Annotated in this window: 23 protein-coding genes; 9 read left to right on the top strand and 14 right to left on the bottom strand. The window is 37.1% G+C overall.

Going from position 1 to position 26,400, the window contains the following annotated elements:
* Positions 1–10: 10 nt before the first annotated feature.
* The 3 genes from IL356_RS02280 to IL356_RS02270 all read right to left on the bottom strand — a co-directional run bounded on the left by IL356_RS02280 (position 11) and on the right by IL356_RS02270 (position 5,307).
* Positions 11–3,442: a SusC/RagA family TonB-linked outer membrane protein gene (locus IL356_RS02280; RefSeq protein WP_121847408.1), complete on the bottom strand. Its 3,432-nt coding sequence runs from the start codon at positions 3,440–3,442 to the stop codon at positions 11–13.
* Positions 3,443–3,565: 123 nt separating this feature from the next.
* Entirely contained in the window at positions 3,566–4,603 is a 1,038-nt protein-coding gene (locus tag IL356_RS02275) for a FecR family protein (protein ID WP_121847409.1), read from the bottom strand.
* A gap of 104 nt (positions 4,604–4,707) precedes the next feature.
* Positions 4,708–5,307: an RNA polymerase sigma factor gene (locus IL356_RS02270; protein WP_121847410.1), complete on the bottom strand. Its 600-nt coding sequence runs from the start codon at positions 5,305–5,307 to the stop codon at positions 4,708–4,710.
* 634 nt (positions 5,308–5,941) lie between these two features.
* Between IL356_RS02270 and IL356_RS02265 the strand changes: the two genes are divergently transcribed.
* Complete coding sequence (locus tag IL356_RS02265; protein WP_121850569.1) at positions 5,942–7,600, top strand: sulfatase family protein; 1,659 nt, start codon at positions 5,942–5,944, stop codon at positions 7,598–7,600.
* 275 nt (positions 7,601–7,875) lie between these two features.
* Here IL356_RS02265 and IL356_RS02260 read toward each other — a convergent pair whose 3' ends face one another.
* Positions 7,876–8,712: an AraC family transcriptional regulator gene (locus tag IL356_RS02260; RefSeq protein ID WP_121847411.1), complete on the bottom strand. Its 837-nt coding sequence runs from the start codon at positions 8,710–8,712 to the stop codon at positions 7,876–7,878.
* 79 nt (positions 8,713–8,791) lie between these two features.
* Between IL356_RS02260 and IL356_RS02255 the strand changes: the two genes are divergently transcribed.
* From IL356_RS02255 to IL356_RS02245, 4 genes are all read left to right on the top strand, one after another.
* A complete protein-coding gene (locus IL356_RS02255; protein ID WP_121847412.1) occupies positions 8,792–9,211 on the top strand; it encodes a DoxX family membrane protein in 420 nt (139 codons plus the stop codon).
* Between the two features lie 47 nt (positions 9,212–9,258).
* Complete coding sequence (locus IL356_RS20230; protein ID WP_262688823.1) at positions 9,259–9,384, top strand: hypothetical protein; 126 nt, start codon at positions 9,259–9,261, stop codon at positions 9,382–9,384.
* An 84-nt stretch (positions 9,385–9,468) separates the two neighbouring features.
* Positions 9,469–10,293, top strand: coding sequence for an MBL fold metallo-hydrolase (locus tag IL356_RS02250; protein ID WP_121847413.1), 825 nt, complete (start codon positions 9,469–9,471; stop codon positions 10,291–10,293).
* Positions 10,239–11,258 (top strand): aldo/keto reductase, encoded by a 1,020-nt coding sequence (locus tag IL356_RS02245; protein ID WP_317125490.1) that lies wholly within the window; start codon positions 10,239–10,241, stop codon positions 11,256–11,258. The genes IL356_RS02250 and IL356_RS02245 overlap by 55 nt, the downstream gene beginning before the upstream one ends.
* A 92-nt stretch (positions 11,259–11,350) precedes the next feature.
* On the opposite strand, the gene IL356_RS02240 is transcribed toward IL356_RS02245, so the two are convergent.
* Together IL356_RS02240 and IL356_RS02235 are read right to left on the bottom strand one after the other, a co-directional pair.
* Complete coding sequence (locus IL356_RS02240; RefSeq protein WP_121847414.1) at positions 11,351–11,947, bottom strand: DUF6624 domain-containing protein; 597 nt, start codon at positions 11,945–11,947, stop codon at positions 11,351–11,353.
* Positions 11,948–12,321: 374 nt separating this feature from the next.
* A complete protein-coding gene (locus IL356_RS02235) occupies positions 12,322–13,455 on the bottom strand; it encodes an epoxide hydrolase family protein (protein ID WP_121847416.1) in 1,134 nt (377 codons plus the stop codon).
* 203 nt (positions 13,456–13,658) lie between these two features.
* Between IL356_RS02235 and IL356_RS02230 the strand changes: the two genes are divergently transcribed.
* From IL356_RS02230 to IL356_RS02220, 3 genes are all read left to right on the top strand, one after another.
* Positions 13,659–16,595, top strand: coding sequence for a hybrid sensor histidine kinase/response regulator transcription factor (locus tag IL356_RS02230; protein WP_121847417.1), 2,937 nt, complete (start codon positions 13,659–13,661; stop codon positions 16,593–16,595).
* 135 nt (positions 16,596–16,730) lie between these two features.
* Positions 16,731–18,836: an IPT/TIG domain-containing protein gene (locus tag IL356_RS02225; RefSeq protein ID WP_121847418.1), complete on the top strand. Its 2,106-nt coding sequence runs from the start codon at positions 16,731–16,733 to the stop codon at positions 18,834–18,836.
* 316 nt (positions 18,837–19,152) lie between these two features.
* Complete coding sequence (locus IL356_RS02220) at positions 19,153–19,857, top strand: hypothetical protein (protein WP_121847419.1); 705 nt, start codon at positions 19,153–19,155, stop codon at positions 19,855–19,857.
* 389 nt (positions 19,858–20,246) lie between these two features.
* On the opposite strand, the gene IL356_RS02215 is transcribed toward IL356_RS02220, so the two are convergent.
* From IL356_RS02215 to IL356_RS02195, 5 genes are read right to left on the bottom strand one after another with little or no spacing between them, the layout of a single operon-like run.
* Positions 20,247–20,567 (bottom strand): hypothetical protein, encoded by a 321-nt coding sequence (locus IL356_RS02215; protein ID WP_121847420.1) that lies wholly within the window; start codon positions 20,565–20,567, stop codon positions 20,247–20,249.
* Positions 20,552–21,079, bottom strand: coding sequence for a GNAT family N-acetyltransferase (locus IL356_RS02210; protein WP_162987787.1), 528 nt, complete (start codon positions 21,077–21,079; stop codon positions 20,552–20,554). The genes IL356_RS02215 and IL356_RS02210 overlap by 16 nt, the downstream gene beginning before the upstream one ends.
* A 45-nt stretch (positions 21,080–21,124) precedes the next feature.
* A complete protein-coding gene (locus IL356_RS02205; RefSeq protein ID WP_121847422.1) occupies positions 21,125–21,730 on the bottom strand; it encodes a gamma carbonic anhydrase family protein in 606 nt (201 codons plus the stop codon).
* A 3-nt stretch (positions 21,731–21,733) separates the two neighbouring features.
* The gene (locus tag IL356_RS02200; RefSeq protein ID WP_121847423.1) at positions 21,734–22,183 is read right to left on the bottom strand and encodes a DUF1572 family protein; all 450 of its coding nucleotides are present in this window, start codon (positions 22,181–22,183) and stop codon (positions 21,734–21,736) included.
* A 10-nt stretch (positions 22,184–22,193) separates the two neighbouring features.
* The gene (locus IL356_RS02195) at positions 22,194–23,009 is read right to left on the bottom strand and encodes a PhzF family phenazine biosynthesis protein (RefSeq protein WP_121847424.1); all 816 of its coding nucleotides are present in this window, start codon (positions 23,007–23,009) and stop codon (positions 22,194–22,196) included.
* 186 nt (positions 23,010–23,195) lie between these two features.
* Here IL356_RS02195 and IL356_RS02190 point away from each other — a divergent pair, with 186 nt between their 5' ends.
* Positions 23,196–23,465 (top strand): winged helix-turn-helix transcriptional regulator, encoded by a 270-nt coding sequence (locus IL356_RS02190; RefSeq protein ID WP_121847425.1) that lies wholly within the window; start codon positions 23,196–23,198, stop codon positions 23,463–23,465.
* A gap of 72 nt (positions 23,466–23,537) precedes the next feature.
* Here IL356_RS02190 and IL356_RS02185 read toward each other — a convergent pair whose 3' ends face one another.
* The 3 genes from IL356_RS02185 to IL356_RS02175 form a co-directional block, all read right to left on the bottom strand.
* Positions 23,538–23,960, bottom strand: a complete 423-nt coding sequence (locus IL356_RS02185; protein ID WP_121847426.1) for a GNAT family N-acetyltransferase — start codon at positions 23,958–23,960, stop codon at positions 23,538–23,540.
* A 757-nt stretch (positions 23,961–24,717) separates the two neighbouring features.
* Positions 24,718–25,311 carry a hypothetical protein gene (locus IL356_RS02180; protein WP_162987788.1) on the bottom strand — a complete coding sequence of 198 codons (594 nt, stop codon included), beginning with the start codon at positions 25,309–25,311 and terminating at the stop codon, positions 24,718–24,720.
* 204 nt (positions 25,312–25,515) lie between these two features.
* Positions 25,516–26,076 (bottom strand): hypothetical protein, encoded by a 561-nt coding sequence (locus tag IL356_RS02175; RefSeq protein ID WP_121847429.1) that lies wholly within the window; start codon positions 26,074–26,076, stop codon positions 25,516–25,518.
* Positions 26,077–26,400 lie beyond the last annotated feature (324 nt).

The following is a 26,400-nucleotide window of genomic DNA, read 5'->3' as shown; positions in this document are numbered from 1 at the left end:
GATATTTTTATTAGAATGAGACGTTAAGACCAATGGTGTAAATTTTGGTCGAAGGGTAATCAAAGAAGTTGTTCCCAATTAAATCGGTCTCAGGGTCAAAATCCTTTAATGGGGTAAATGTCAAAAGATTCTGGGCGTTGCAGAATATTGACAATTTTGTCATTCCAATGCTTTCAAGCACCTCGGCATTAAAATCATAGGCCAATTGGATATTTTTCAACCTTAAATAGGAAGCATCTAGCAACCAATAGTCACTTGGTCTAAATAAGGTTGCTTGAGTATCTTGGTATCTGGTCAGAATAGGAAAACTTGCATCCCTGTTTTCAGGAGTCCAAGAATCATTCGCCCAACCCACAGGTAACGAGGTTCCGAACCAAAATGGCACCCCGGAAACATGTTTGTTATAAGTCTGCACTCCCTCAACACCTTGCCAAAAAGTATTTAAGGAAAAGTTTTTATAACCAAAATTGAGATTGAAGGAATAGGTGTATTTTGGAATGGTATTACCTTCGGCCTGTCTGTCATTTAAATCGATAACGCCATTGTTATCAAGGTCTTTATATTTAATATAGCCAGGTTGAGTATCTGTACCTTGAAATGCATGAGCATCAATTTCTTCTTGAGATTGAAACAGTCCATCGGCCTGATACAGTAAGAATTGGTTTATTGGATTTCCCTCTTGCGTAATATTGAAAGGTCCCCTACCGTCGGTTGAATTGTCCTCCAATATGATTTCACCATTAAGGTCGACCACTTTATTGGTAATATATGTTACACTTCCTGAAAGATTGTATCTGAAATTTCCAAAATACTCTCTATGTCCGAGTGAAAATTCTATCCCGTCGTTTTCTATAGCACCAATGTTGCGAATGGGTCCTCCTAGGGAACCTACCTGAGAAGGGATGCCGACAGGTCTTAAAACGTCTTCGGTAGTTTTATCAAAGTATTCAAAACTAGTGGTAAGTTTTCCGCCGAAAAAACTTGCATCAACACCAATGTTGGAAATCGTTGTGGTTTCCCAAGAAATTCCATCATCATTATCAACTAATACTGCTGTACCTGGATTAATGACATTGCCAAAGGTGTAATCCTGTCCAGGGGAAATTAAATCAAGATATCTAAAAAATCCGATTCTTTCATTACCCAATTGTCCCCAAGAGGCTCTTACTTTTAGTTGACCTAGCCAATCAATATCTTTTAGAAAGTTTTCTTCATTAATTCTCCAGCCGGCAGACATAGACGGGAAAAACCCCCACTTGTTACCTGGAGCAAATCTAGATGAGCCGTCATATCTAAAATTGGCCTCAAACAAATATTTACTATTTAAAACAAAATTTGCCCGACCAAAGTAGGATACAAGACTGGACTCAGTGGATGTGCCACTTACGATAGGGTTGGTGCTCCCCGCATTGAGTTCGTAAAGATTATTACTTAAGTACCCTTCGTTGGAGGCCGTGAAAAAACTGTCATCAAATTTTTCGTAACTCGTACCTAATAAAATACTTAAATCAGTTCTGTCCGTGAAAGATTTATCCCATTTAAGGGTGTTGAAAACGGTCCAGTTGAAAGATTTATCATCCCTTTGATCAACGCCGCGTTGCTGTCCGGCAAAAGTTACGTATGGGTTACCACCCGCTTGTATTTGTGTAGGTTCTTTGGTTTTAGCATCGTAAAGTGTTATTTGAGGTGTAAAGATTTTACGACGTTCATTTTCACTGGTCAAACCAATGTTCAATTTGTAAACAATGTTGAGGGGTAATTTGATTTCCGCAAAAGTATTTAGGAATAGTTTTATGTTGCGGATATCCGTGTCTCCCTCGTCCGTTAAGGCTAGTGGACTACGAAATCGACGGTGACCTGGGATGTCGAAAAAGTTCATTCCATAATTTCCGTCTTCCAATTTTGTAGGATGATAAGACTGTGCCTTGAAAATCATTTCCATGACTTCTGGTATGCCTACCACTGGTTCATCTCTCGTCTTATACGAGAAGTTGAAAGTACCTCCAATGGAAACAAATTTGTTCAAGTCTGAATTGACCGTGAAATTAGTGTTGTATCGTTCAGAATCGGTGCTTCTCAAAACACCATTTTGATCAAGAATTCCCAAAGAAAGTGCATAGGTCGATTTAGAACTGCCTCCCGTAAACCTTAAATTGTGCTGTTGTATAAAAGCAGGGTCGAACATGATATCATACCAATCATTATTAGGATAAGTAAATGGATCGGTCTGCATACCTTGACGATATTCTTCAATTAGGCTTTGTGGAAATACTAACGCATCCTCGCTAGTACCAAAATTCAATTGAGCTTGGGAATATAACTCCATCCATCGAATCGGGTCTTTCACTACTCGAGGTAAAGAGATAACCTCTTGTAGACCGACCGAGTTGCTATAGGATATTTGAGATTGTTCGGAACCTTTTTTTGTTGTTACGAGTACAACACCGTTCGCAGCTCTCGAACCATATATAGCGGCTGAAGCGGCATCCTTTAAAACCGTTACACTTTCAATATCGTTAGGATTTAAATCGTTGATGGGGAACTCGATACCATTGACAAGAACTAAGGGGTTATTGTTGTTTAAAGTACCCACGCCTCTAATTCTGATGGTGGCTCCATCATTTCCGGGTTGTCCGCCCACTTGATTGATATACACCCCTTGAATACCCTGTAAGGCCTGACTTGAACTGGTAATAGGTCTGTTCTGCAAATCTTCACTATCAATGGCACTTACGGCGCCTGTCAAGTTCAGTTTTTTTTGCGTGCCAAAACCAACCACTACTACCTCTTCCAACCCGGCAGCACTTTCTTCCAGGGTAATGTTGACCGAATTTTGACCATTCACAGGAACTTCTTTTGTGGCAAAACCGATATACGAAATGACTAAAGTAGCGCTAGATGAAGAAAGACTTAGGGAGAAGTTTCCGTCAAAATCTGTTTGTGTACCATTGGTTGTTCCTTGTTCAAGGACATTTGCACCTGGGAGGGGTTCTCCGTTGGAATCTATAATCGTTCCTGAAATTAAAAAGCTTTGAGGCTTTATGCCATTGTTTATTTTTAATAATGGAGTATCTGACAATTTAATAATTGTCACCTGTCTGTCGTTGACATTAAAGCCAAGATTAAATCTATTTAAAACTGGTTTTAAAATAGATTCCAATGTAGCATCTTCTTTGGCTACCGATACCTTTTCTCCTTTCGGTAATATATCATCCCTATAGAAAAAGATGAATTTGCTGTTTCTCTGTATCTCATTGAGCAAGTTTTCAAGTGAAACTTGTTCCACTTTAATATTCATTCGAGTTTGGGAAAAGGTATCATTTGCCATCACCGTAGTCAACCCGAACGTTAAAAGTAGTACGATGGTTCTCATAACTGATTTGATAATGTGCTTCGCAGTAATATTACCCGATTGAGAGGCACATCTTGGGTATTTATTCATAATTTTGTTATTCAATTAGTTAATTATTGTTAGTAGCGATAATTCTAATATCAGCCAGTAAGTGTTGGCGCACTTGCTGGTTTTTTATTTGACTATTACTTCATAAGCATTTGAGTATTTGGTTTATCTGGTTAATATAATTTTATCCTTTTCTATATTGACCTTCACTTTGGTGGTCATCTTAATATTCTCAAGTACCTTGCTGATATTGTCCTTTAAATCCAACTTCCCTGAAAAGGTCTCCTTAGATAATTGCTCATCGGCAATTAGTATTTCTACGTTGTAGTATCTAGATAATTTTGAAACAATGTGGTCCAACGGTTCCCGTTTAAGACTTAAATAACCCTCTCTCCATCCAAAATAATCATCAACATCAACTTGATATTTGTCAATCTGAAAAGTTGTAACATTTAGGCTTGACAGTGTTCCAGGTTGAATTACAAATGATTTTGATTCATCCTTCAGATAAGTAAGCTTGATTCTTCCACTTTTTAGAACAGTCTCTAAATGTTCGTCTTCCAAGTATGCGGAAACATTGAAAACAGTACCAAGAACCTCGATTTCTTGATTTTCAGAAAGCACCTTAAATGGTTTTTGGGTATTATGAGCTACATCAAAAATCGCCTCTCCTTCCAAATAAACTTCTCTATACCTATCGTTTTCATTAAATTGAGCAGGATAAATTAATTTAGAACCGGAATTGATCCATACATGAGTGCCATCCGATAAAATCACATCTAAACGTTCTCCATACGGAACTAGGATTGTATTATAAATAGATTTTTTATTAACTACAGCTCTTTGATTATAAACCTTTCCCTTTCCAAAATCTACATAAGAACCATTGGGCGAATATTGAACCGTACTCGTACTATCGATAGCAATATTCTCACCTGCCCCTAAGACGACAGTTGTTTTATCAAGCGATTTTATATCAACTCTGGGAGTTTTATCCACAAAATCTTGTAAACCTTTTTCTGCCTTATTGTGGTTGCCTAAAAACAATCCTAAGAGAAGTATAACACTTGCTGCGGTACCGAAAAGAATGTAATATCGATTACGTTTTCTTTTCCTATTCAAATTCGTTGCTGAATTCATTAAACGGCGACGCAATGCTCTTTTTTCCTTGTCAGTTAGTGAATTGTCTTTGTCAGTTTTCATCTATATAAGTTCCTTATAATCTGCCCTATTTGCAGAATCAAGTTGACCGGTCTATTAATAAGAGTCTAAAACTCTATCGTTATAGACACATAAATGAAAAAAAATTAAAAGAGCAGAGATAGAGAAGTGTTGCGGAGGGTTTTTATTGCCCTATATAATAAAGTGCGGGCCGAAGAGACCGATAAATTTAATAATTTGGCAATTTCCTCATACGACCTATTTTCTTGGAAGCGCATTTCTAGAACACTTTTTTGATGGTCTGTTAGTTTGGAAAACTTTCGCTCTAATTTGTAATTGCGCTCTATCTGTAGTTCAGAATTGATAATATTTTCCTCATGGGAGGAAACTAACTTCAAGTCGTTGGCAATTTTATTGGCTTTACTGTCCCAGATAACATTTACATGTTTGACCTTTAAATTATTGTGTTTGTAAAGTCGCCTTTTAAAACAAGTGATTACATAGCCCTGCACATTGGTAACATCTGAGAGGTTCTCATGAGATTTATAAAAGTCTAAAAACAAATCGTGAATTTGATCTTGTACGATATTTCGATCGTTAATAATCTTGATCCCTATATAAAAAAGTTTGTCGACATATAAATCATATAGCTCACCCAAAGAATTCAAATCGCCTTGCTGCAAACCCTTCCAGGCCTCTTGGTCAGCTAAACTTTCGTAGTGATTTATTTGCTCAATTTTAACCATATGAGGAATCAATGTTGCAATTCTAAATAATTCTGATTGTTAATTAACTATTTTAACCATTGATTTTTTACAACAAAGACATCAAATATATGATTTTTTTATATATGTAATAATTTAGGGTTTGTGTGATATGCCTTTTCAATAAGAAGAATTTCTACCTGTGCGTACTAAAAAGAACCTTCTTTTTTTATTCATAGGAGCCAAAGACTATTTTGGGTAGCAGTAATTATTTGTAAAACTAGGATGGCAATTGACGAGAAATATGTCTCAAATTAAAATGAATGAGAATGGTTCTTGATTTCAATCGTTGTTTCTATAACTTATAATTCTTCAAGCCTTTTTTGGAGTTATTACGTTTTCCATTTTTGTTTCAATTCATTTGAATAGCACTCACTATTTGCAGACGAATTATTACATTATTGCGGTTAATGACTTTTAACTATGGCTCTTATTTCTTTTTGAAAAATCTCGTTCTCCAAACCAATTGAAAAAAGTGAATTTTTAGTGATTATACGTGTTTTTATAGCTTTTTCCATTATTGGAATGGTGCATGAATTTGTCATGGAGTATAAAAATTAGTGCAATACCAAACCACATTAAAATTACCTACATTAGTAGGTCTAAGGATACACCTATGAAGTTAAACTATTTAATTCTCTTAACGGGTATTTCAATTAGTCTTAGCTCCTGCAAAGATGCAGTTGAAAAAAAGGAAATACCGGCGAAGCCCAATATCATTTTTATTATGAGTGATGACCATGCCTATCAAGCAATAAGTGCTTATGGTGGGCCTATGGCTAAATTGGCACCCACACCCAATATAGACCGTATTGTCGAAGCAGGTATGCGATTTAACAATTGCTTGGTGACGAACTCTATATGCGGACCATCTAGGGCCACCATTCTTACCGGAAAATACAGTCACCTAAATGGATTTATTGACAACACGATTGGTTCGCAGTTTGATTTCGATCAGCAATCGTATGCCAAGGTTCTTCAGAAAACTGGCTATAAAACAGCTACAATTGGAAAACTGCATTTGGGAGGGACGCCCACTGGTTTCGACTACTATGACATTTTACCCGGACAAGGGCTATACTACAATCCAGTTTTTATAAATCAGGAAGGGGAATATACCGAAGAGGGCTATGCTACGGAAATCATAACCGAGAAGTCATTGGATTGGCTTGATTCGGTCAAAAATGACGAACAACCGTTTATGCTGATGATGTGGCATAAAGCACCCCACCGTGGATGGCAGCCGGGCCCCAACGAACTTGGTATGTACGAAGATGTGACCTTCCCCGAACCGCCCACCCTCTTTGATGAATACGAAGGCCGAAGAGAAGCGGCCGCAGCGAATTATATGTCCATTGCCGATGCGATGAGATTGGAGGACGATTTGAAGCTAAGTGAAAATCCTCCTGGCAATATGAATGAAGCACAGAAGGCACAATGGAAAGAAATATATGATCCGATTCTTGAAGATTTCAGAAAAACCAATCCGCAAGGAAAAGAACTCGTTAGCTATAAGTATCAGCGATACATGCGTGATTATATGGCCTGTATATCGGCAGTAGATAAGAGTGTTGGTGCATTGCTTGACTACTTGAAGGAGTCAGGTTTGGATAAGAACACGATAGTCGTATATTCTTCCGATCAAGGATTTTATTTAGGCGAGCATGGTTGGTTCGATAAACGATGGATGTACGACCAGTCTCTGAAAACCCCGTTGTTGGTTAGCTGGCCGGGAGTTACGGAAGCCGGTTCGGTCAATAATGAATTAGTATCGAATCTGGATTTTGCTGAGACTTTTATTGATATAGCCGGAGGGGAATTTCCGTCTGAGATGCAGGGGAGAAGTCTGGTGCCTGTATTGAAGGGTGAAACACCAGATGATTGGAGGGAAGCTCATTATTACCACTATTACGAGCACCCATCGGAGCACGTCGTACAAAGACATTATGGAATAACCACCGACCGATATAAGCTTATCCATTTCTACTATGAGATGGACCTTTGGGAATTGTATGATTTAAAGAAAGATCCTCAAGAAATGAACAATGTGTATGATCAAAAGGCCTATGCCGATGTACAGGCCAAGTTGCATAAAGAACTCGAAACCCTCCGAGGTCAATACGGCGACAGTGATTCTCTAAATCAACAATTCATTGAGGAGTACCATAAAAAGGTAGAGAAGAACCCCTATATCGAGTATTGGAAGTTTCCTAGGGAAGAATTGATGAAAATATTTGGGAGCCAGTCAGAAGAAAAGAATGAATCAAAAGAATAGCGATTGCTATTTTCAATTTATCTGGAATGATAAAAATCGATTGACTTAATTCAACGCTTTATTTTTCAAAAATGATCTCTAAGATTTTGAGTATGAATTATACAAGACGCTTTTTCCATATGAATTGCAGATTTCGATTCGTTTAATTGGTGCCACCGTGATTTGTTGGTGGAATAATTTAGTGAAGCTATGAGACCAACAGCTACATTTTTAGCAAAATTACGGGATAATGAGTTTGAAGAACGTTAATGATGTTTTAGCCCATTTTAATTTTGCTAATTATATTTAAGATCTCTAATCTTTTTTCCGCTAACCTTTTTGATAAATTTATATAGGTGGCTTTCATCAACAAATCCAAAATCGTATGCCAGTTGCTTATTGTTGGATTGCCCATTTTCCAACCGCTGTTTTAGTAAAGCATATCTATACTCCTGGGTATATTTTTTAAGGGATGTTTCCATTTTTTCTTTAAAATATATCCCCACGTAGTTAGGGGAAAGGTTGAAATACTCTGCAATCTTTTTATGCGTTAGCATTTTTGGGTCGTAAATGTTCAACTCGATATATTCCAGAATCTTTTCTATTTTACTCCCCATATTATCTCTAACACGTTTAGATTCAAATTCAACTAGATTTCTTTTCAGGATAACCACTAAAGCCTTAAAGAATTGAAAAATGATTTTACGGCTTAGTATAACATTCCTATTATACTCCGAAACGATCAGATATAATAGATTTTGAATAAGGTTTTCATCTTCTGGGTGTTTAATTAGATTTCCTTTATTACGTTGTTCGGAATTTAATAATATATCGACATCCTTATTCCATAAGGCTGGGTTATCAACATCATCAGTATCCAGATAAAACTTCGTGAATTTAAAATAGATGAACCTTGTTTTTTCATGTACCTTAAATTCATGTTCGTCCTCTGGCCCCAAGAGATATAAGTGCCCAGTTTTATAAGGTATCGCTTTATGGTTTAGATAATGCACTCCAGTACCTTTTGCTATAAATATTATTTCGAAATGGTTGTGGTTGTGAGCGGGATGGTTCCATACATCGGTATAGAAATCATTGACTACTAATTTGTTAAATTGTTTATAACGTTTCATGATTGAAAAGTACAATAAATCAATAGAAAAGTACAATCGAGGTAACTTGATAAATGGTTTACTTTGAAAAAAGAATAAAGTGCAAAAAGAGACGACAGCTTACACTTTGGCTCGTTTACCAATAGCGGTAAGTTTTATAGGGCATGGAATTGTGAGAATACCAAAAATCAATCAATTTTCAGAAGGGATGGTTCAAGGGTTTTCTGAAACTGTACTACCCTTATATATTGTTGAACCATTTTCGATTGTTCTGCCTTTTATTGAATTCTTACTTGGGTTGACTTTACTTTTAGGATTACGGATCAAGCTCATTTCAATGGCAGGAACGATCCTAATATGTATACTCATTTTTGGTTCTTCGTTACAGGGAAATTGGTCGGCAGTGGGTACACAAATGTTCTATGGACTTTACCTTACGGGTTTGTTTCTTTTTGCTGATTATAATAATTCATTTCTTGAAAAGATAAATCGACCATTAAGTAATATTAAGGGCTTGTAGGGTACTAATTGCAGAACATAATCTAGGCAATAACTGAATCGTTAGCCATGAAAGATTGCTTTGATATTGTAAAGGAAGAAAAAGCAAAAATCTTGGAAATGGATATTTTCAAAAAGAGTGTAGGTGTAAATGTTCTGGTTCTGGTAAAATTGAGCAATCTATCTATAGGATAATTATTTTAGCCTCATTTATATCTGGTGACTCGCTGAGAGTTAATAGGGGTGTACAAATGAAATTGATTAACCATTTTTGATGATATGAAAAAGTTGGTATTTCTACTGGTATTGGTTTCCGGAATTCTAGAAGCGCAAGTGTACAATACTGTTAAGGTGAATGATGACTTATATATGGTTGGTGACAGGACATTTTCAGTATTTTATGTCACAGATTCTTCCGTAGTGGTGATAGATCCCATCAATAAAAATCATGCTGAGGCGACCCAGAAGGCTATTCGTGAGATTACAGATTTACCTATAAGTCACGTGTTCTATAGCCATAATCACTGGGACCATATAAGTGGGGCGGCTATATTCAAATCGGCAGGTACGAAGATTATTAGTCATGAAATGGCAGCTAAGAATATTACTCCAAATTCGGTAGTATTAAAACCCGATGAAACCTGGACCGGAATGAAAAATGAAATTATAATCGGAAATAAAGAATTGGAACTTTATTTCTATGGAAGAAATCATGGTGACGGAATGACGGTTTTCAGATTTGCAGAAGAAAATATTGTTTTTACCATAGATCTTGTTGTTCCAGACAGAGTGCTCTACGCCTATTTACCTGATGCTGATCCTCAAAATTGGGTATCCTCTCTTGAAAAAATTGATGAATTGGAGTTTGATAAATTGCTTATGTCTCATGTTAGAGCTATAGGTACCAGAAAGGATCTGCATTTGGTCCAAGAATATTTTAAAGATCTATATGAGGCTGTTCAGCTGGAATTGGATAAAGGAACAGCTTTTTTTGAAATACCGGAAACCGTTAAACTTCCAAAATATAAAGAATGGAAGAACTATGATGAATGGCTGCCTATGAATGTTTGGCGCATCCTAATGGAAAAATCAATTGGAAAATAATAAAAGATATGGCTATGAAAAAGTTACAAATTGGAAATACTGACCTTCATGTTGCACCAATTAATTTGGGAGGAAACGTTTTTGGATGGACTTTGGATGAGAAAGAATCCTTTAAAATTTTAGATGCATTTGTAGAAAGAGGATACAACTTTTTAGACACCGCGGATATGTATTCGTATTGGGTTAAAAATGACGAAGGGGGTCAGTCTGAGACCATAATTGGTAAATGGATGAAAGAAAGAGGGAATAGAGAAAATATTGTGCTTGCTACGAAAGTAGGTGGTGAAACTGGAATACACCCAGTGGATACTAGCAAAAAACATATTTTAAAGTCAGTAGATAAGTCTTTGGAGCGTTTAAAGACAGATTATATAGACCTTTACTATACACATTTTGATGATGAAGAAACGCCAGTCGTTGATACACTGGAGGCCTATGACGAACTGGTAAAGGCAGGTAAGGTCAGATATATTGCGGCTTCAAACCTATCTCCTCAAAGACTTGAGGAGTCTTTAAAATCCTCAGAAGAACATGAATTACCTCGATATCAAGCATTACAACCACATTATAATCTTTTGGAGAGAGAAAATTATGAAACGAAATATGCACCCTTAGCAGAAAAATATGGTTTGAGCGTATTTCCATACTGGTCTTTGGCCTCGGGATTTTTAACAGGAAAATATCGATCAGAAAAGGATTTGGGCAAAAGTGTTCGAGGGGAAAGTGTCAGGAAATATCTTAATCCGAAAGGATTTAAGACATTAAGGGCTCTAGATGAAGTTTCTCAAAAACATAATACTTCGCAAGCCACTGTTTCACTTGCTTGGTTATTAGCACAACCCAATCTTGGAGCTCCAGTGGCTAGCGCTACTAAAAAGAGCCATTTAGAAACATTATTTGCGGCTTCAGATATTCAATTAACAAATGAAGATTTGCAATTATTAAATGATGCTAGCACATATTAAATAGATAGTTATTAGCACTAGGAGTGCGTATCATAAAAAACCTGTTCAGAGCTTTTAATGAAGTAACGTGAGAGCTATGGACAGGTTTTTTATTATATCCAACCAACAATCTTTTTCCATTCCTCGATTTCTTTTTTTCTTCGTTTAAAATCTGTAGGTGGCGATTGCTGGTTCTTTTTAGCCTGTTTCCTGATGAGTTCAGTTTGTTCTTCAATTGAATTAAGACCGATAGATTTTCGCCTTTGATTCACCATTTTCAAGTCATCAAAAAGATTAGGGCTCAATTCTCCATTTTCGTCCCAATCAAATTGAGTTCCATAAAGTTGTGGTTTATTCGCACAAACCGCTATTCGGTCGGTCAAGTAAGCCAAATTTTTAGAATTGGCTTTATTTTGTTTAACCGCTATATCCAATAGTTGTACGCACTTTTTCATAAAGTTAGGTTGGCCAATAGAATGTTGTATTATTAACCAAGCTGCTTCATTTGCTTCTTTGCCAACTTTGTCAACTGTAGGATAGCCTATTTTGTCAATTATTTCATTGAGAGTTTTTGCATTTTTGTTGTGGATTTCAGCCATTTCTTGATTATAGCCATCGCCAAGTTTTCCACTTTCAATTAGCTTTTCACGAAATTCCAAATCAGAATTTTTCAGTTCGATTATATTTTCTGCAATCTCGTTGTAATTCACATTTATTATAGGCTTTCCAAAGAATATCAGAGTGCTTTACGGAATTTTCCGATTTCAAAATATCGCATGGAACATAAATCCTTTTCTTAATTACATTTTGTTTTTCAGCAAATTCCATTTTCCAACAGCCGTATAAATCAAATTCCGAAAAAGTATGGTTCTGTCCGAAAATAGAACTTACGGCTAATAGTAAAATGGCTAGCAAGTGGTATATACTTTTCATATTGGTCTTAGCCTCAAATATTGCTCCAAAATTACGATCAACGTTTGCGTAAAACCGTCAGTTACGGGTAATTATTCGTTGGTTTTCGATTTAGAACTGCCATTAGCAATTCCGAGAGGATTTGGACTTAGTCGAATCCGCCTAATTGCGGTTATACAATCTTTTGCATAGTGCTTCTTTCTATTTTCTTAAAGAACGATTTTAAGTCGGATGCCAAAAGTTCAGGTTGTTCCAAAGCGGCAAAATGTCCACCTTTTGGCATATCCGTCCAATGTACGATGTTCAGTCCCTTTTCTATATACTTTCTCGGTGGAACAGGTAATTCTTTTGGGAATTTCGCAAAACCTATCGGAACATTTACATAATCTTTTTCTTTAAAAACCAAAGGACTTAAACTTATGCCATGATAAATTTTCATCGAGGAATAGATTGTCTTCGTAAACCAATAGAGACTGATATTTGCAATCAATTCATCCTTTGAAAAACAGTTTTCGATGTTTCCATTATGATCACTCCAAGCATTGAACTTTTCGACTATCCATGCACAGAGTCCAATAGGTGAATCGTTAAGTCCGTATGACAATGTCAAAGGTTTTGTACTTTGCATAATTGCATATGCCCCTTCTTTTTCATTCCAGTTTTTCAAGTATTCCTGATACTCTTTGACTTCATTGTCCTTTTCGTCTACTGAATAGGGTTTGTAGGAGTCGGAAATATAGTTAAGGTGCAGCCCTATGATATTTTCAGGGTGTTTCTGTGCCAATCGGATACTAATTCCAGCTCCCAAATCCCCGCCTTGCAATCCGTAGTTTTGATAGCCGAGTTCAAGCATTAATTTATGCCAAATTTCGGCTACAAAACCATAGTCGACATCATTTTTTATTTTGTTTTCTGAAAATCCAAATCCGATGATTGACGGAATGACCAAATCAAATTCGTCTGTTAAAAACGGTATTATTTTTAGCATTTCTAAAAACGAACCGGGCCACCCGTGGGTAATCAAAAGAGGTATTGCATTTTCTCGGTTACTTTTGATATGAAGAAAATGAACTTTTAAATGGTCAATTTCGATTATAAAATTTGGGAAGGAATTGATGTTGTTCTCGATTTGTCTCCAATCAAATTTTTGTTCCCAGTAATCGGAAAGTTCTTTGAGATAAGTCGTTTCAGTTCCTAATGCCCAGTTGGAACTTTCGGTTTCCTCTGACCATCTCGTTTTCCTAATCCTTTCCTTTAAATCGTCTATTTCGGATTGCGGTATGTTTACTTTAAATTCTTTTTTCATCTTTGCTTTTCCGCATTATGCACAACATTGTAATATAAATCATATGATCTATATATCATTTATATTTGGAACTTAATAGTAATTCTTCCCATCATCGCAAAGAACTATGGCTAGTTGGCCAAACAAATCTTTTTATAATTTAAGATAGTGTTTAATCGCTTTATAATAAGTGTTTTACAAAAGTATAATGCTTACATTTAGCTATGGTTAAAAGACTTTTCGCAATAATGCTGTTTGTTTCGGTTTTTGGCCATTCACAGTCAAAAATCGATAGTCTACAACAACGGCTAGGTTCTGAAAAAGTAGATTCCACCAAGGTGACCTTGCTCTTGGCCCTTTCAAGTGCTTATCGATATGAAAACCCAGAAAAGTCAGAAGAATACCTTCAAAGTGCACTTACCCTCGCTTCCCGCATTCGTGATAAAAAATACGAGGTTAGGGCCTTAAATGCTTACGCCGGTTTACTAAACGGTCGCTCCCAAAACGATTCTTCCATCACGTTTTACAAAAAAGCCTTGTCACTAGCCGAAGATATTGAAGACAATTCTGGAAAAGGCATTGCATTGATAGGATTGGGCACTACCTATACGGCTAAAGGTGATTTGGAGCTGGGCGAACAGTACCATGTTCAAAATCTTACTTTTTCTAAAAAGCTAGAGGATTTGGAGGGAATTGCCAGCTCGTATAACAATTTGGGTAATATTCATAATGAAAAGGGGGAATACAAAAAGGCCATGCAAGCCTATACCGATGCCGCCAAAATCAATACCGAAATTGGTAATGTAAAAAATGCAGGAATCAACATGGCGAACATCGCGATGATCAGTCAAAAACTGAATGACAGTGAAAAGGCCATCAACTATTATGAGCAAAGTGATAGCATTTTTAAAAAAGTGGATTTTCTTCCTGGTCGGGCCTTTGTTCTAAAGGGCATGGGAATGATATATCGAAATCAAGAGAATCACGATAAAGCACTTGACAAGTACCAGCAGGCACTGGAAAGTTATAAAACGATGGACCTGAAACGAGAAATGTGTCAAGTCTATCAAAACATTGGAAACATTTTTTCCGACCAAAAAAAATCGCAACTCGCCATACATAATTATCATAGATCATTGACTATTGCCCATGCCATTGCAGACTCTATAAACATAGCTATGACCAGTCAGTCTTTGGGTCAAGAATTTTTTTACGAAAAGCAGTTGGATAGTGCAGCATTATATTCAGGGAGCGCGGTAAAGTTGGCCCAAGCCTTGGGAATTGATCTTACGGTAATGGATGGCTACAAAACGCTTTCTGAGGTAAAATATGCCGATGCGGATTATAAAGGGGCTTACGACTACAGAATTCAATATCAAACCATGCGAGATAGCCTTTACAATATTGAAAAGCGAGACCTTGCCGCTGATATTGAGGCCAATTATCAAAATGAACAAAAGACCAAAGAAATTGCCTTGTTGGCATCGGAAAAAGAGGTGCAGACCTTACAATTGGGCAAAAGAAAAAACGAGCGCAATGGCTTGATAGTATTGGCCCTATTTATTTTGCTTTTGGCTGCTTTGTTGTACAATCAATTTCGCATCAAACAAAAAGCCAACAAAGAACTACAGCAACTTGACCAATTGAAGTCCAATTTTTTTGCCAACATTTCACACGAATTCAGAACGCCGCTTACCTTAATCAAAGGTCCGATTGAGAGGTTGGAGCAAAACCCCGATGAAAATCTTGATCGGGAAGAAGTAAAAATGATTCGAAGAAACACCAATAAAGTTTTAGGACTGGTGAATCAGCTGTTGGACCTTTCGAAGATTGACGAAGGAAAATCCAAAATAAAATCTACCGAAGGCGATGTTTTTAAGTGCTTGCGAACAGCAGCCAGTTCATTTAATTCGCATGCTGCGCAACGTAAAATTGATTATCGGGTGAACGTTCCAAACGAAACCTTCTGGGCATCTTTCGATAGAGATAAACTAGAAAAGATAGTGTACAATCTTTTAAGCAATGCCTTCAAGTTCAGTGAATATGGCGAGCATGTTTCTTTCAAGGCTTTTTATGCCAATAATGAGTTGATTATACAGGTTTCGGATTCGGGTCGTGGTATTTCTGAGGAGAAACTTCCGTTTATCTTTGACCGTTTTTACCAAGTGGATAACAGTCTTACCAAAGAGACGGAAGGTTCGGGCATAGGTTTGTCCCTTTCCAAAGATTTGGTAGAGCTGATGGACGGAACCATTACGGTTTCAAGCGAGGTGGGAAAGGGCACTTTTTTTACGGTTCATATTCCCATGGAAAAAATTAAGGCACCGCAACCTTCAACTAGTCCACCCATTAAAGACGTGAGGTTGACGACCGATTTGCCTACATCTTTTGAATTGCCAAATAAAGATGCACGTAATCTTCCTGAAATATTACTTATTGAAGATAACGACGATATGCGGCATTACATCAAGAACCAACTTCTAAATGACTATCGTGTCGTTGAAGCGACAAATGGCGATTTAGGACTTAAAAAGGCATCTTCAAGTTCTCCCGACTTAATCATTACAGATTTGATGATGCCAAAAATGGATGGAATGGCACTCTGTAAAAAATTGAAGACCAATATTGAAACAAGCCATATTCCTATTATTATGTTGACCGCCAGAGCTGGTGTGGAAAACAAGATTGAGGGTTTGGAAACGGGGGCCGACGATTACCTTACCAAACCATTTGAAGCCAAGGAATTGATGGCGAGGGTCAAGAATTTAATTGGGCAGCGGCAGCGTTTACGATCTTATTATCGGGAAAATGAAAATACCGTTCATCCTGAAAAGATTACCACAACTTCGTTGGATAGAAAATTTCTTGAAAAGGTTTTGAACCTTTTACAAAAGGAATATGCCAATCCAGATTTCGGAGTACCTCAAATGCAACAAGCCCTTGCAATGAGCAAAACGCAGTTGCACCGAAAAATTAAAGTACTTACCAATGAATCTCCAGGGGAGTTGCTGCGTAATTTTAGATTGAAACGTGCAGCCCAATTATTATCACAAAAGGCAGATACTGTAACTCAGGTTGCCTATCAAGTTGGCTTTAACAACTTATCTTATTTCGCTAAATGCTTCAAGGCGCTCTACGGTGTCTCCCCATCTTCGTATTAATTATTGAAAGTTAGAACAGTATTTGGAACCATAGTGTCACTTTTTGGTCTTATGCTGTCAGTATCGATTCACGACGCAACCTAGTTTTGGTGTCATTCCAAACGTTTCCCCACTGTTTTTAAAAAGGACTCAATTATGGAAAAATCAAACGTAAAAGCGCAAAGTAGTTTAATACTGCAAATCGTAAGCTGCATTATCCTATTTGTGGTAATAGGATGTAGTAAAAGTGGTGACGATAACTCTGGGGATGATGACCCACAAGTGATGGTGCCTACGATATCAAGCATCTCACCAACATCAGGTACAATTGGTACAGAGGTGACGATTTCTGGTAACAATTTTAGTGGAACCAGCAATGAAAATGAGGTTTCTTTTAATGGAACGGCTGCCAATGTAAAATCGGCTACAAGTACCCAATTGGTAGTTAATGTTCCGGATAATGCAACCTCAGGTGCGGTTTCATTAGTGGTTGATGGTGAGACCGCCACTGGGCCTTCATTTACCGTTATTGAAGCCAATGCTTCTTTATGTGACACTAATGAAATCTTTGATAATACAACTTGGCCAGATATCGCTCCGGGCAATGAAATTGACTATGTGGTGCAATGTGCCATTTCGGTGAAGGGCAATGCGCTTTTGACCATTGAACCAGGGGTAATAATAGCTTTTGAAGGTGAAGAAAGTGGAATTTACACTAGTGAGGGGGGTGGATTAAAGGCCATTGGAACTTCAAATGACCCTATTATATTTAAGGGTACTTCAGAAAACAAGGGTGTCTGGAAGGGTGTTTACTTTGGTTCCAACCATCCTGAAAATCGTTTGGAATATGTATCTGTGATGCATGCTGGACGAACAGCCTCTGGCCAATCGGGTGAAAAAGGCGCCGTCCAACTTTCGAGGGATGAGGACTCAAGTGCCGAAATAGTCAATTGTACCATTGAAAATAATGACGGATATGGATTATTTATAACTGATGAGAGTGAACTAAAAGAATTTTCAGAAAATACCATAACGAATAATGAAGATGCTCCGGTAGGCTTGTTCTTCAATCAATTGGGTGCTTTGGATGGCGCTTCTGATTATCAAGGCAACGGCAAGGATTATATTGAGGTTTGGGAAAATGTAATCGAAGATGATGAAGTGAGCATGGCATTAGTAAATGTACCGTATCGATTTGTTCAAAGTACACGCTATGATATCAAGAATAATTTGAATATCGAGCCAGGGAATATTTTAGAGTTTACTTCGGGTGCAGGATTCAGATTGGGAGAAGCAGCTTCGGATTGTTCAAACGCTTCTGGTTCCCTTAATGCTACAGGAAACATGGCAAACCCAATAACTTTTAGGGGAGTAACATCAGGTATTGGCACATGGTTGGGTATTGGGTTCAATTCGTCAAGCCCAAACAACAAACTCATCTATTGCCAAATCTCAGGGGGTGGCAGCGATGGCATCTATAATGCCTCTACTTTCGCAGCTAATATCACTTTGCAATGCGATAGCCGAGTAACCATTCAAAACACTACAATTTCGGAAAGTGGCGAATTTGGTATTTATGTTTTAGATGATGATGCCGAGCTCGAAGATTTTCAAGAAAATACCTTGTCCGATAACGAATTGGCCCCTGTTTGGCTGCATTTGCCGCAAGTAAATCAGTTAGATCCCGCAACCTCTTATGCCAATGGCAACGGTAGAACCTATATTCAAGTGGAAGGTGATGCTGTGACCGATGCCGATTTGGTCATTAAAAAACTGGATGTTCCCTATCGAATAGATACAGACCTATCAGGTCGCGAAACCTATGTGGAAAAAGCAATTACTATTGAAGCGGGTACAATCTTAGAGTTTGAAACAGGTGCCGGATTGGTTTTGGGAAGTCCCGGAGTGGACTGTATTCCAACCACAGGGTCATTGAATGCTCAGGGCACTATGGAAGAGTCTATCATATTTCGAGGAGCTTCAGAAGGTCAAGGTACGTGGCTAGGTATAGGAATCAATTCCAGTAGCAGTGAAAACCTTTTTACCTATTGCGAAATAATTGGAGGAGGAGCAGAACAAATGTACAATGCTGGGGGGCAGGGTAACATTGTAATGACATGCGGTGCAAATTTGACGCTACAAAACAGTTCTGTTAAAGACAGTGGTGGCTGGGGTATTGATTTTGTTCAGGGTAGCAATAATCTATCCCAATCGGGCAATACATATGCCAACAATGCATCGGGTAATATTGCGTCGAACTAGACAAGCGTGGTCGAGACGGAGATATTGAAGTCTCTCTTTCGGTATTTCTTCTTGACCTTTACTAATAGTTTCGAGCTATATGTATAAATTCAGCGTTGGTGCTGATTGAACAGTTTTTCTATGACGGCACAGAAATTATTGGTGATTTTTGTGGTCAGTTCCCTTATGACCGGAATTTCCCGCTTTTTGACTCATGCTTGTTTACGTTTGCATAGGGTGCTGTTATTCGCTGGTCAAATTATCTTCTTTTGTTTCTTTTGAACATGACTTTAGGGTGGCTTACCATAAAGATTAAAAAAAACTTGTTATAACTAACGTGAAAAGTAAATCAGAACATATTTTTTTCAAGGTTTCAGCCATCTGTTATGCACTGATTGTATTTTGGGGTTTTGCCCCGTCTTTTTATCTATCCAGGTTTTTTGATGATTTTGAACCATTGCCGTTACCGTTGATACTTCATGGTATTGTATTTACCATTTGGATGATGCTGTATATAGTTCAGGTAATTCTGATTGGTTCCAAAAAATATACACTGCACAAACGTTTAGGGATTTTTGGTGTTTTCGTGATGATTTTGATGATTCCAACTGGGCTATTTCCAGTTTTATATAAATACGAAGCTGGACTGAATGATATTACTCTTACGGGACATAATGTTTTCAGATTGTTTAGCGGTTATGCCCTATTTGTATTGGCCGTCTGGCATCGTAAAAATAGCTTTTTCCATAAGCGTTTGATGCTAGGTTGTATGGTCATGCTTATGAGTGCGGCCATTTTCAGAATATCTATGGATCTTGGTCTGGGATCCAGCCAAATTTTCAATAAGGGAATTCAGGTTTTACCGGCCATATGCCTTTTAATTTTAGATATGGTCAATTACAAAAGAGTGGTTTGCGTAGATTTGATTTCCGTTGTAGCTGTTTTTGCCATTTTCTTCTTAGCTGATTATTTTTGGCTAATGCCTTTTGGTGAGGTATTTGCAAACTTTTTGCTTTCCATTTTTGTCGAACCTTTTATATGAAAATTATGCTATCAAAATTCATTAGTCTTGGACCATATGATAGAAATTAAAACACCATTACTTCAACTTTAAAAAAAGTCATTACCTGTGATGTCCTTATATACATACTCGTTTCGCCAGTCATAATCAACAAGATTTAATAATTCCCATACACAATTCCAGAGAAGTCATGGAAATAATAGAGCAAATTTATCAAATGATAGCTCTGAAAAGAGAAAGGTTTTCAAATTTTGAAATAATATAAGGTTATCGGATAGACGGGTTGTTAGAAATTGTTTGGTTCGAGTCCAAGAGCTGGATGTTAATAATCAAATAGTTATGAAAAGAGTATTTGCCTTTTTTGTTTAGTTGTGCCTTTTTTTATTGATATTAAATCCATCTGTAACCTTCTAAATCTCTAGAGGATTGAATTCTGAGAACAGGGCATTAGCCTCTTCAACCGACCCGATAGGAATATATTGGCACACTTCGGCATACGCTGACCACATTTTATTCATTGTTGGATTGGAATGAGCCTCCTCCATAGCTTGTTTTGATTTCCAACCAAAAACCTCGATAACAGTTTTGTCTTTCGCTTGCATGAGAATTGGTCTTCGGTCTGAGACCAAACCCAAATCATGTAGTGTTTTCCAATGTGATGTGGAGAGCTCCATCAATTGATTTTCCTTGCCTTTAAAGGGTTTATATGCGACTATTACGATTCTTTCCATGTTGCCCTATATTCACTTTCCAGTATTGACATCACAATCAAGTTTACATATTTACCATCAACCCAAACACTTTCCCTTAAAATTCCTTCCTCTACAAAACCTTCGGATTTATACAATTGTCTTGCCCTTTCATTGGTTTCAAGAACATCCAGCCACAGCCTGTGACAATTGTGTTCCTTAAAGCAACGCTTTCTTATTTGTTTAATCGTTTTTCTTCCGAAGCCTTTTCCTTTTTGATTGATAACAATTCTTCGTAGCTCAATACTGCGGTTTCGATTCTCTAGACCTGCTAGGATAACATAGCCTACGATGTTATTGACGTTAGTTTTTAAGGTTAAATGGGCAAAATCGTTATTGCTTATAAGGCCTATATGTTCTGTTTTTGAATTAGGGAATATAAATTGAGAATTTTCAGTATTGTTTTCGATAGCAATAATCAGGTCAATTTCTGATTTTGAAGTACTATGGATGGTCAACTTTTCCAAAGGAGTTCTTAGCTTTTTTAGAGTCACAATTTAATAAGAATCAAGTGGTTGCTATAGAAAGATTGGCGTTTATTATTCAATTATTTCATCTTCTTTATGAGAAAGTAACCTTTCGGACATAATGATGCAAAGCTTTTTGTTTACGCTTGAAAGCTCTTCACGTTCTTTGATGCCATAAACCAAGTTTGGAAAGTTGGCCTCTTTTTGAATGGCCCATATTTTATCATGTTCCGAAGAGGGGAATTTTTGCATGGGGTCACCTACCGCTACCCAACCAATCGGCAATACGCCATTCTTTGGAAAGACGGTTTTTAAGTGCACCACGCCATTAATTTGAACTTCGGCACCTTCTTTAATAAGTGCTCTATGAAAAATGGAAGCTCCTGTGGCAATGAATACGTTGTTTTCCAACATGCAACTTACCAAATGCGAATTGGGGCCAATAAGGCAATTATCCCCAATGCTAACATTGGATGCCTGTGCTCCCCTTATTACGGCATTTTCAAGCACAATGCAATTGTCTCCAATTACGATTGGGTTGCTTTCTGCGATGAGTTGTGCTCCGAACATGATTCGTGTGTTGGCACCGATGGTAACATCTCCGCAAATGGTTGCATTGGGTGCGACATATGCCGATTCGTGTATTGTTGGTCTTTTGCCCAAATGTTCAAGTATCATGGTCTATTCTTTATCGATTAATCGTCTATGATAATTTATTTGCCCTAAGTGATAGTTTAAATGCGAGAGAAGGTGAACAAGTGTCCATTCCATTTCAGTTGGCTTCTCCCAAATCAATACAGGAAAATCATCTTTCATTTTTTCCATAGTTAAGCTATCCAACCCTTTTTCAATGACTTGAATGGTGGCCTCAATCTTTTCTAGCAATTCTCTTTTTGGTACGTTTTTCAACGAAAATTCTAAATCTCGTTGGCGTTTGTATCCCGTTTTTGCCAGTCCCACACCAATATAGGCGTTTAGATTGCCTATGAGATGAAGACAAAGATTCCCTCCTGAATTGGCTATGTTTTTGTCTATTATCCAAAGGTTTTTTTCGTCTTGGTAGAGCTCTATTTCGGTATGTAGGTTCTGTAAGTCCCTTTTATATAAATGTTTAAATGTTTCAGTGATCATGGATGAAATTTTAAATGTTGATTTGTCCTTCCAATACAATCTGTGCGCGGCTCTTGACCTCTAAAGTTCTGTCTTCTATAATGTTCAAGTGTAGGTAACCCCCACGTTCAGAGGCCTGAAATGCTTTCATAGTGGTTTTTCGCAGTTTTTTGCCCCAGTATTTGGCCAAAATGGAATGTGCTGCACCTGTTACGGGGTCTTCGTTTATGCCTATCCATGGGCAGAAGCACCTGGAATAGAAATCATATTCTTCGTCACTCGATTTCGTAGTGACAATTACATTGTTCAATAAATTAGTTGTAGCTACAGCTTTTGAAAAATCAGGGGCTAAGCTTTTTAAGGTGTTTAAACTGTCAACTTCAACCAGCAACATTTTTAGCTCTTTGCAAAAGGCAACATATAGTGAATCACGAATACCAAAAGCTTCAAGCAGATCTGGAATTGGTCGAATCTCAACTGTATCGTACAATGGAAACCTCATAGCTATATAATCCTCCTTTGTTTCGGCGTAGAGGCTTAATCCGTTTTCTGTGGAAAAACTGACATTGTTCTGGCGAAGATGGTTCAAAACAAGTGTCGAGGCGGCCAAGGTAGCGTGCCCGCAAAACGGTATTTCCACAGTGGGCGTGAAATACCGAATAAAAAAATTATAGTCTGAACTCCCTTTTCTCAAAATGAAGGCTGTTTCGGACAGGTTTAACTCATTGGCAATAGACTGCATGATACTTTTGTCAATTTCGGTAGCGAGCAAACAGACTCCAGCTGGATTACCCTTAAATTTGCTGTTGGTAAAAGCGTCAATTATAAATGTTTTAATTTTCATCATATGTTAGGTTGTGCCTAAGATAGCCTAAGAATCAGAGTCTTAAAAGGAATTGGCTTATTATGAGTAACTAATAAAAAAGTGAGTATGGGATTACGTAAGGAAAGCTCTAGTAATTTTTTGAATGAAGCTTATTTGGAGGAAAAGTGTACCCTTAACAAGGTACTTAAACTTATGGGCAAAAGATAGGTGTCTGAAATTCTATTTCTTATTGAAAAAGACATTTGCCGATTCAGTGAAATAAAAGAAAACCTAGAGGGCATTTCAGACAATGTGCTTTCAAAAAACCTGAACATACTTTCCGCTGCAGGGATATTGGATAAGAAAATATTCAACCAAGTGCCACTAAAAGTTGAGTATTCGCTTACTCAAAGTGGAGAACAACTTGTGGAATTACTACATGAACTTTGCAGTTGGGGAAAATTGAACGGCCTAAAGAACAAATTGAATTTTAAATAGGAATCTACAATGTAAATTAAACTTAGAAGATTTTTATAAAAAGATAATTTTTTACGATATAATTTCTGAATCTCAGTATTTAAATAAAATAAAATCACCTTCCTCAGATTGCCCCTCCGAAATAGATTCCCAACCATTCTTGAGGTAAAAATTTAGGGCTCCGTGATTGTTTTTTAGACATTTCAAGGTTAAGTCAGCGCTGGAATTTTCAATAATGTGATTTAATAATCGTGTTCCGATACCCAAGCCTTGAAATTTATTTGAAACATACAAGTGGTGAAGAAAGTTGTCTTGTGACCAAATGGAAGCAAAACCCACAATTTCATTGTTCACTTTGGCCACCAAAATAGATTCCCCTTCAGTGTCTTTGTCAAATGATGACAGCTTTAAAAACTCCTCTGGCAACCACGTAAAATTGGTTTTTCGAACCTCATAGTAAATATGTCTTAGTGGTTCTCGGTCTTCTTCTGAAAAATCGGTGATTTCTATTTTCACATTTCTGGCGGATTGTCAAAACCCGCTTCTCTGATAAAACTATAGCCGTATCTCATAATTGTTTCAATTCTAAAGCTAGCGGACATTTCCAACGGAAAATGCCCGCCTGGGATTAAAGATAATCGATTGCAGGAATTTACATGCGGAAATCCGACTGCAATTAATCATACACCGTGTTGTGCTTAGGTTTTTTTTACTGCGAAGGAGTTTCGACCTACCCAAATTAGATTCCAACTAGTGGGTAATCCATCTGTGTTACTTTTTAACTTTACTTTTTTCAGATTTGAGTCCCAAGAAAAAGTTCCGCTGATATTTTTCGGTCTCCACCTTCGATTCTCATTTCCACATCTTTTGATAGTGCCCCGATTTTCTTTTAAATTAAACAGTCCATTTGATTTAAACTGTATAACAGTTCCTTTTTGATTGAAGGTACAGCGCTTATAAATTTTTGTTTCATTATCTGCTCCCGGGTGGAATCGGTCAATTGCCCAATATCCAACTAAGTCCGACTTAGAGATTTTGTTTTCCTGACTAAGAACTATTGAAACAAAAAAGAATAAAGAAATTGAGATTATTTTTTTCATATGAAAGTTGAAACAAGAATCATTCCGACTTAAGCCCAACGGTTAGTGTATGATTAGTTGCGGACTTTTCCAACGGAAAATGTCCGCCTGGTTTTAAAGATAATTGATTGCAGGATTCTCCCTCTAGGAAATCCGCAAGCAATGAACTTTAAGTATTGTTGTACACAGGCTTTTTATACCTTATTATTCAGTACCATATATTTCTTCATTGTAAAATGGCTGAATAAGCGTATCAACATTTTTCCATTCTCCAAATATGACCTTTCTTCGTCTATACCGGATATTCGAGAATCCTCCATTAGTTCATAATTGGTTTCTTCAAGCTTAGCTTCAAAAAGCTTGGTCTGTTTTCCATTTGTGAGCATGGCCATAATCGAATTGTACCATACATTTTTATCATTAGTGGATCCGGAGGAAAATTGATCTATCAAAGTGTCCTTTTCGTATTGGTTGTATTCAAGAAATAGGAATTGAATATCATTGAAGTTCAGGTTTTTCCTGCCAAATGGCGTTTTTATATCCATTAGTTTTTTATCCTTGCTTAAATGTAGGATCACGTTATTTTTAAAGAATACATCAATGCTTTTTTCATTGATGCTAATACGCTTATCCAAAAAGTTCAATTTTCTTGGATAATCTAAATCCGTCGGCACGTCCTCAAGTCTTGCCTTTTGTAGAATTTTTTTCCTTTCGATGACTTTCTTGATATGTTTGATTAAATCATAACAGAAATAGATAAATAATCCTACTAGAAGCCACTCTAACAAACTAAATTTTTCGAGGATATTGTCAAGGGTAATTTTATTGTAATGGGCTATAAAAATGAAGAGTCCAACTATTGGTACAAAGCGGAATAGAAGTCGATTTATTATTACTCTAGTTATGTTCATTTAGCTTGTGTACAACGGTTTGGCTATGGTGCGTGTCCCGCAGGGCATGCACTATAGCCGTTGTTGCCGCATCGTTTTTTTTCAATTTATCATTTTCACTTTTCGAGCCAAGGACTCATTATCTGTGACGATCAAGTTGTCCAATAGTCCCATAACTTCCTTGTCATCTTCATTTAGAAATCCTGCTGCACTCATAAAGATTGACTTATCATTTGAAAAATCAATTCTCAAATCCTGAGGATAGGTGAACTTGTCTGACTTACCCGTCTTGTCTTCATACATAATTACTTCTTCCCAAGTCAGCTTAACATTCGCAATCTTTTGTTCAATAAATTTCCCCCATAAGTCATCGGTTGAAACATCCCATTTTTGTCCTGTCGCAGTTTCAGTTTTTTCATTAAATCTTACTCCAATTCCATACTGGTAAAATTGTCCGTCCCAATAAAATTCAATTTTGCCCTTGTCGGTGTGCAATATTATTGAGAAGTCAATCGAGTCGATTTCGTGAAATTTCGATTTGTAATATGGTTTTGGGTGATCTGATTCATAGTTAATCTCAAGGTATTGAACTTTAAGAAGTGTCAGTCCAACTATTCGCTGGATTTTGTTTTCAAAGTCCATATGTTCCTGGCTCAGATTCATTTTTTAAATGTGCGGTAACAATTGAATATAGATCATATGGTCTATATATGTTTTATGTGCAGAACTAAGATAAGAGATTCCTTATGTTACTTACTAAGGTTTCTACCACATGGGCAGACATTTTCGTTTTTGGGGTAGAGCCATGTACAATAAAAGTTGAATACGTCTAATATTGAAGCCATCTTTCAAAAGACGAGTAGCGAAACTACGCTTGGGCAGACGTGATTTAGATAACAACTGAATGTTCATCTTTTAAGACTCTCTGAAAATACTTTCTGGTCTGATATTCACTAATATTTTTTTGGCTCTGAATTTTTTTTGGGT

Origin of the sequence: Euzebyella marina (assembly GCF_014855515.1) — a bacterium.
Lineage (GTDB): Bacteria > Bacteroidota > Bacteroidia > Flavobacteriales > Flavobacteriaceae > Euzebyella > Euzebyella marina.
Note: the sequence above shows the minus strand (reverse complement) of the source record. Positions and strands in the feature narration are given on the sequence as shown.

What these genes read in the sequence shown, in the direction of transcription:
- IL356_RS02280 (WP_121847408.1), bottom strand. Translation starts at nt 3,442, where the DNA reads ATGAATAAATACCCAAGATGTGCCTCTCAATCGGGTAATATTACTGCG.
- IL356_RS02275 (WP_121847409.1), bottom strand. Translation starts at nt 4,603, where the DNA reads ATGAAAACTGACAAAGACAATTCACTAACTGACAAGGAAAAAAGAGCA.
- IL356_RS02270 (WP_121847410.1), bottom strand. Translation starts at nt 5,307, where the DNA reads ATGGTTAAAATTGAGCAAATAAATCACTACGAAAGTTTAGCTGACCAA.
- IL356_RS02265 (WP_121850569.1), top strand. Translation starts at nt 5,942, where the DNA reads ATGAAGTTAAACTATTTAATTCTCTTAACGGGTATTTCAATTAGTCTT.
- IL356_RS02260 (WP_121847411.1), bottom strand. Translation starts at nt 8,712, where the DNA reads ATGAAACGTTATAAACAATTTAACAAATTAGTAGTCAATGATTTCTAT.
- IL356_RS20230 (WP_262688823.1), top strand. Translation starts at nt 9,259, where the DNA reads ATGAAAGATTGCTTTGATATTGTAAAGGAAGAAAAAGCAAAAATCTTG.
- IL356_RS02250 (WP_121847413.1), top strand. Translation starts at nt 9,469, where the DNA reads ATGAAAAAGTTGGTATTTCTACTGGTATTGGTTTCCGGAATTCTAGAA.
- IL356_RS02245 (WP_317125490.1), top strand. Translation starts at nt 10,239, where the DNA reads ATGGCTGCCTATGAATGTTTGGCGCATCCTAATGGAAAAATCAATTGG.
- IL356_RS02235 (WP_121847416.1), bottom strand. Translation starts at nt 13,455, where the DNA reads ATGAAAAAAGAATTTAAAGTAAACATACCGCAATCCGAAATAGACGAT.
- IL356_RS02230 (WP_121847417.1), top strand. Translation starts at nt 13,659, where the DNA reads ATGGTTAAAAGACTTTTCGCAATAATGCTGTTTGTTTCGGTTTTTGGC.
- IL356_RS02225 (WP_121847418.1), top strand. Translation starts at nt 16,731, where the DNA reads ATGGAAAAATCAAACGTAAAAGCGCAAAGTAGTTTAATACTGCAAATC.
- IL356_RS02215 (WP_121847420.1), bottom strand. Translation starts at nt 20,567, where the DNA reads ATGGAAAGAATCGTAATAGTCGCATATAAACCCTTTAAAGGCAAGGAA.
- IL356_RS02205 (WP_121847422.1), bottom strand. Translation starts at nt 21,730, where the DNA reads ATGATACTTGAACATTTGGGCAAAAGACCAACAATACACGAATCGGCA.
- IL356_RS02200 (WP_121847423.1), bottom strand. Translation starts at nt 22,183, where the DNA reads ATGATCACTGAAACATTTAAACATTTATATAAAAGGGACTTACAGAAC.
- IL356_RS02195 (WP_121847424.1), bottom strand. Translation starts at nt 23,009, where the DNA reads ATGATGAAAATTAAAACATTTATAATTGACGCTTTTACCAACAGCAAA.
- IL356_RS02175 (WP_121847429.1), bottom strand. Translation starts at nt 26,076, where the DNA reads ATGAATCTGAGCCAGGAACATATGGACTTTGAAAACAAAATCCAGCGA.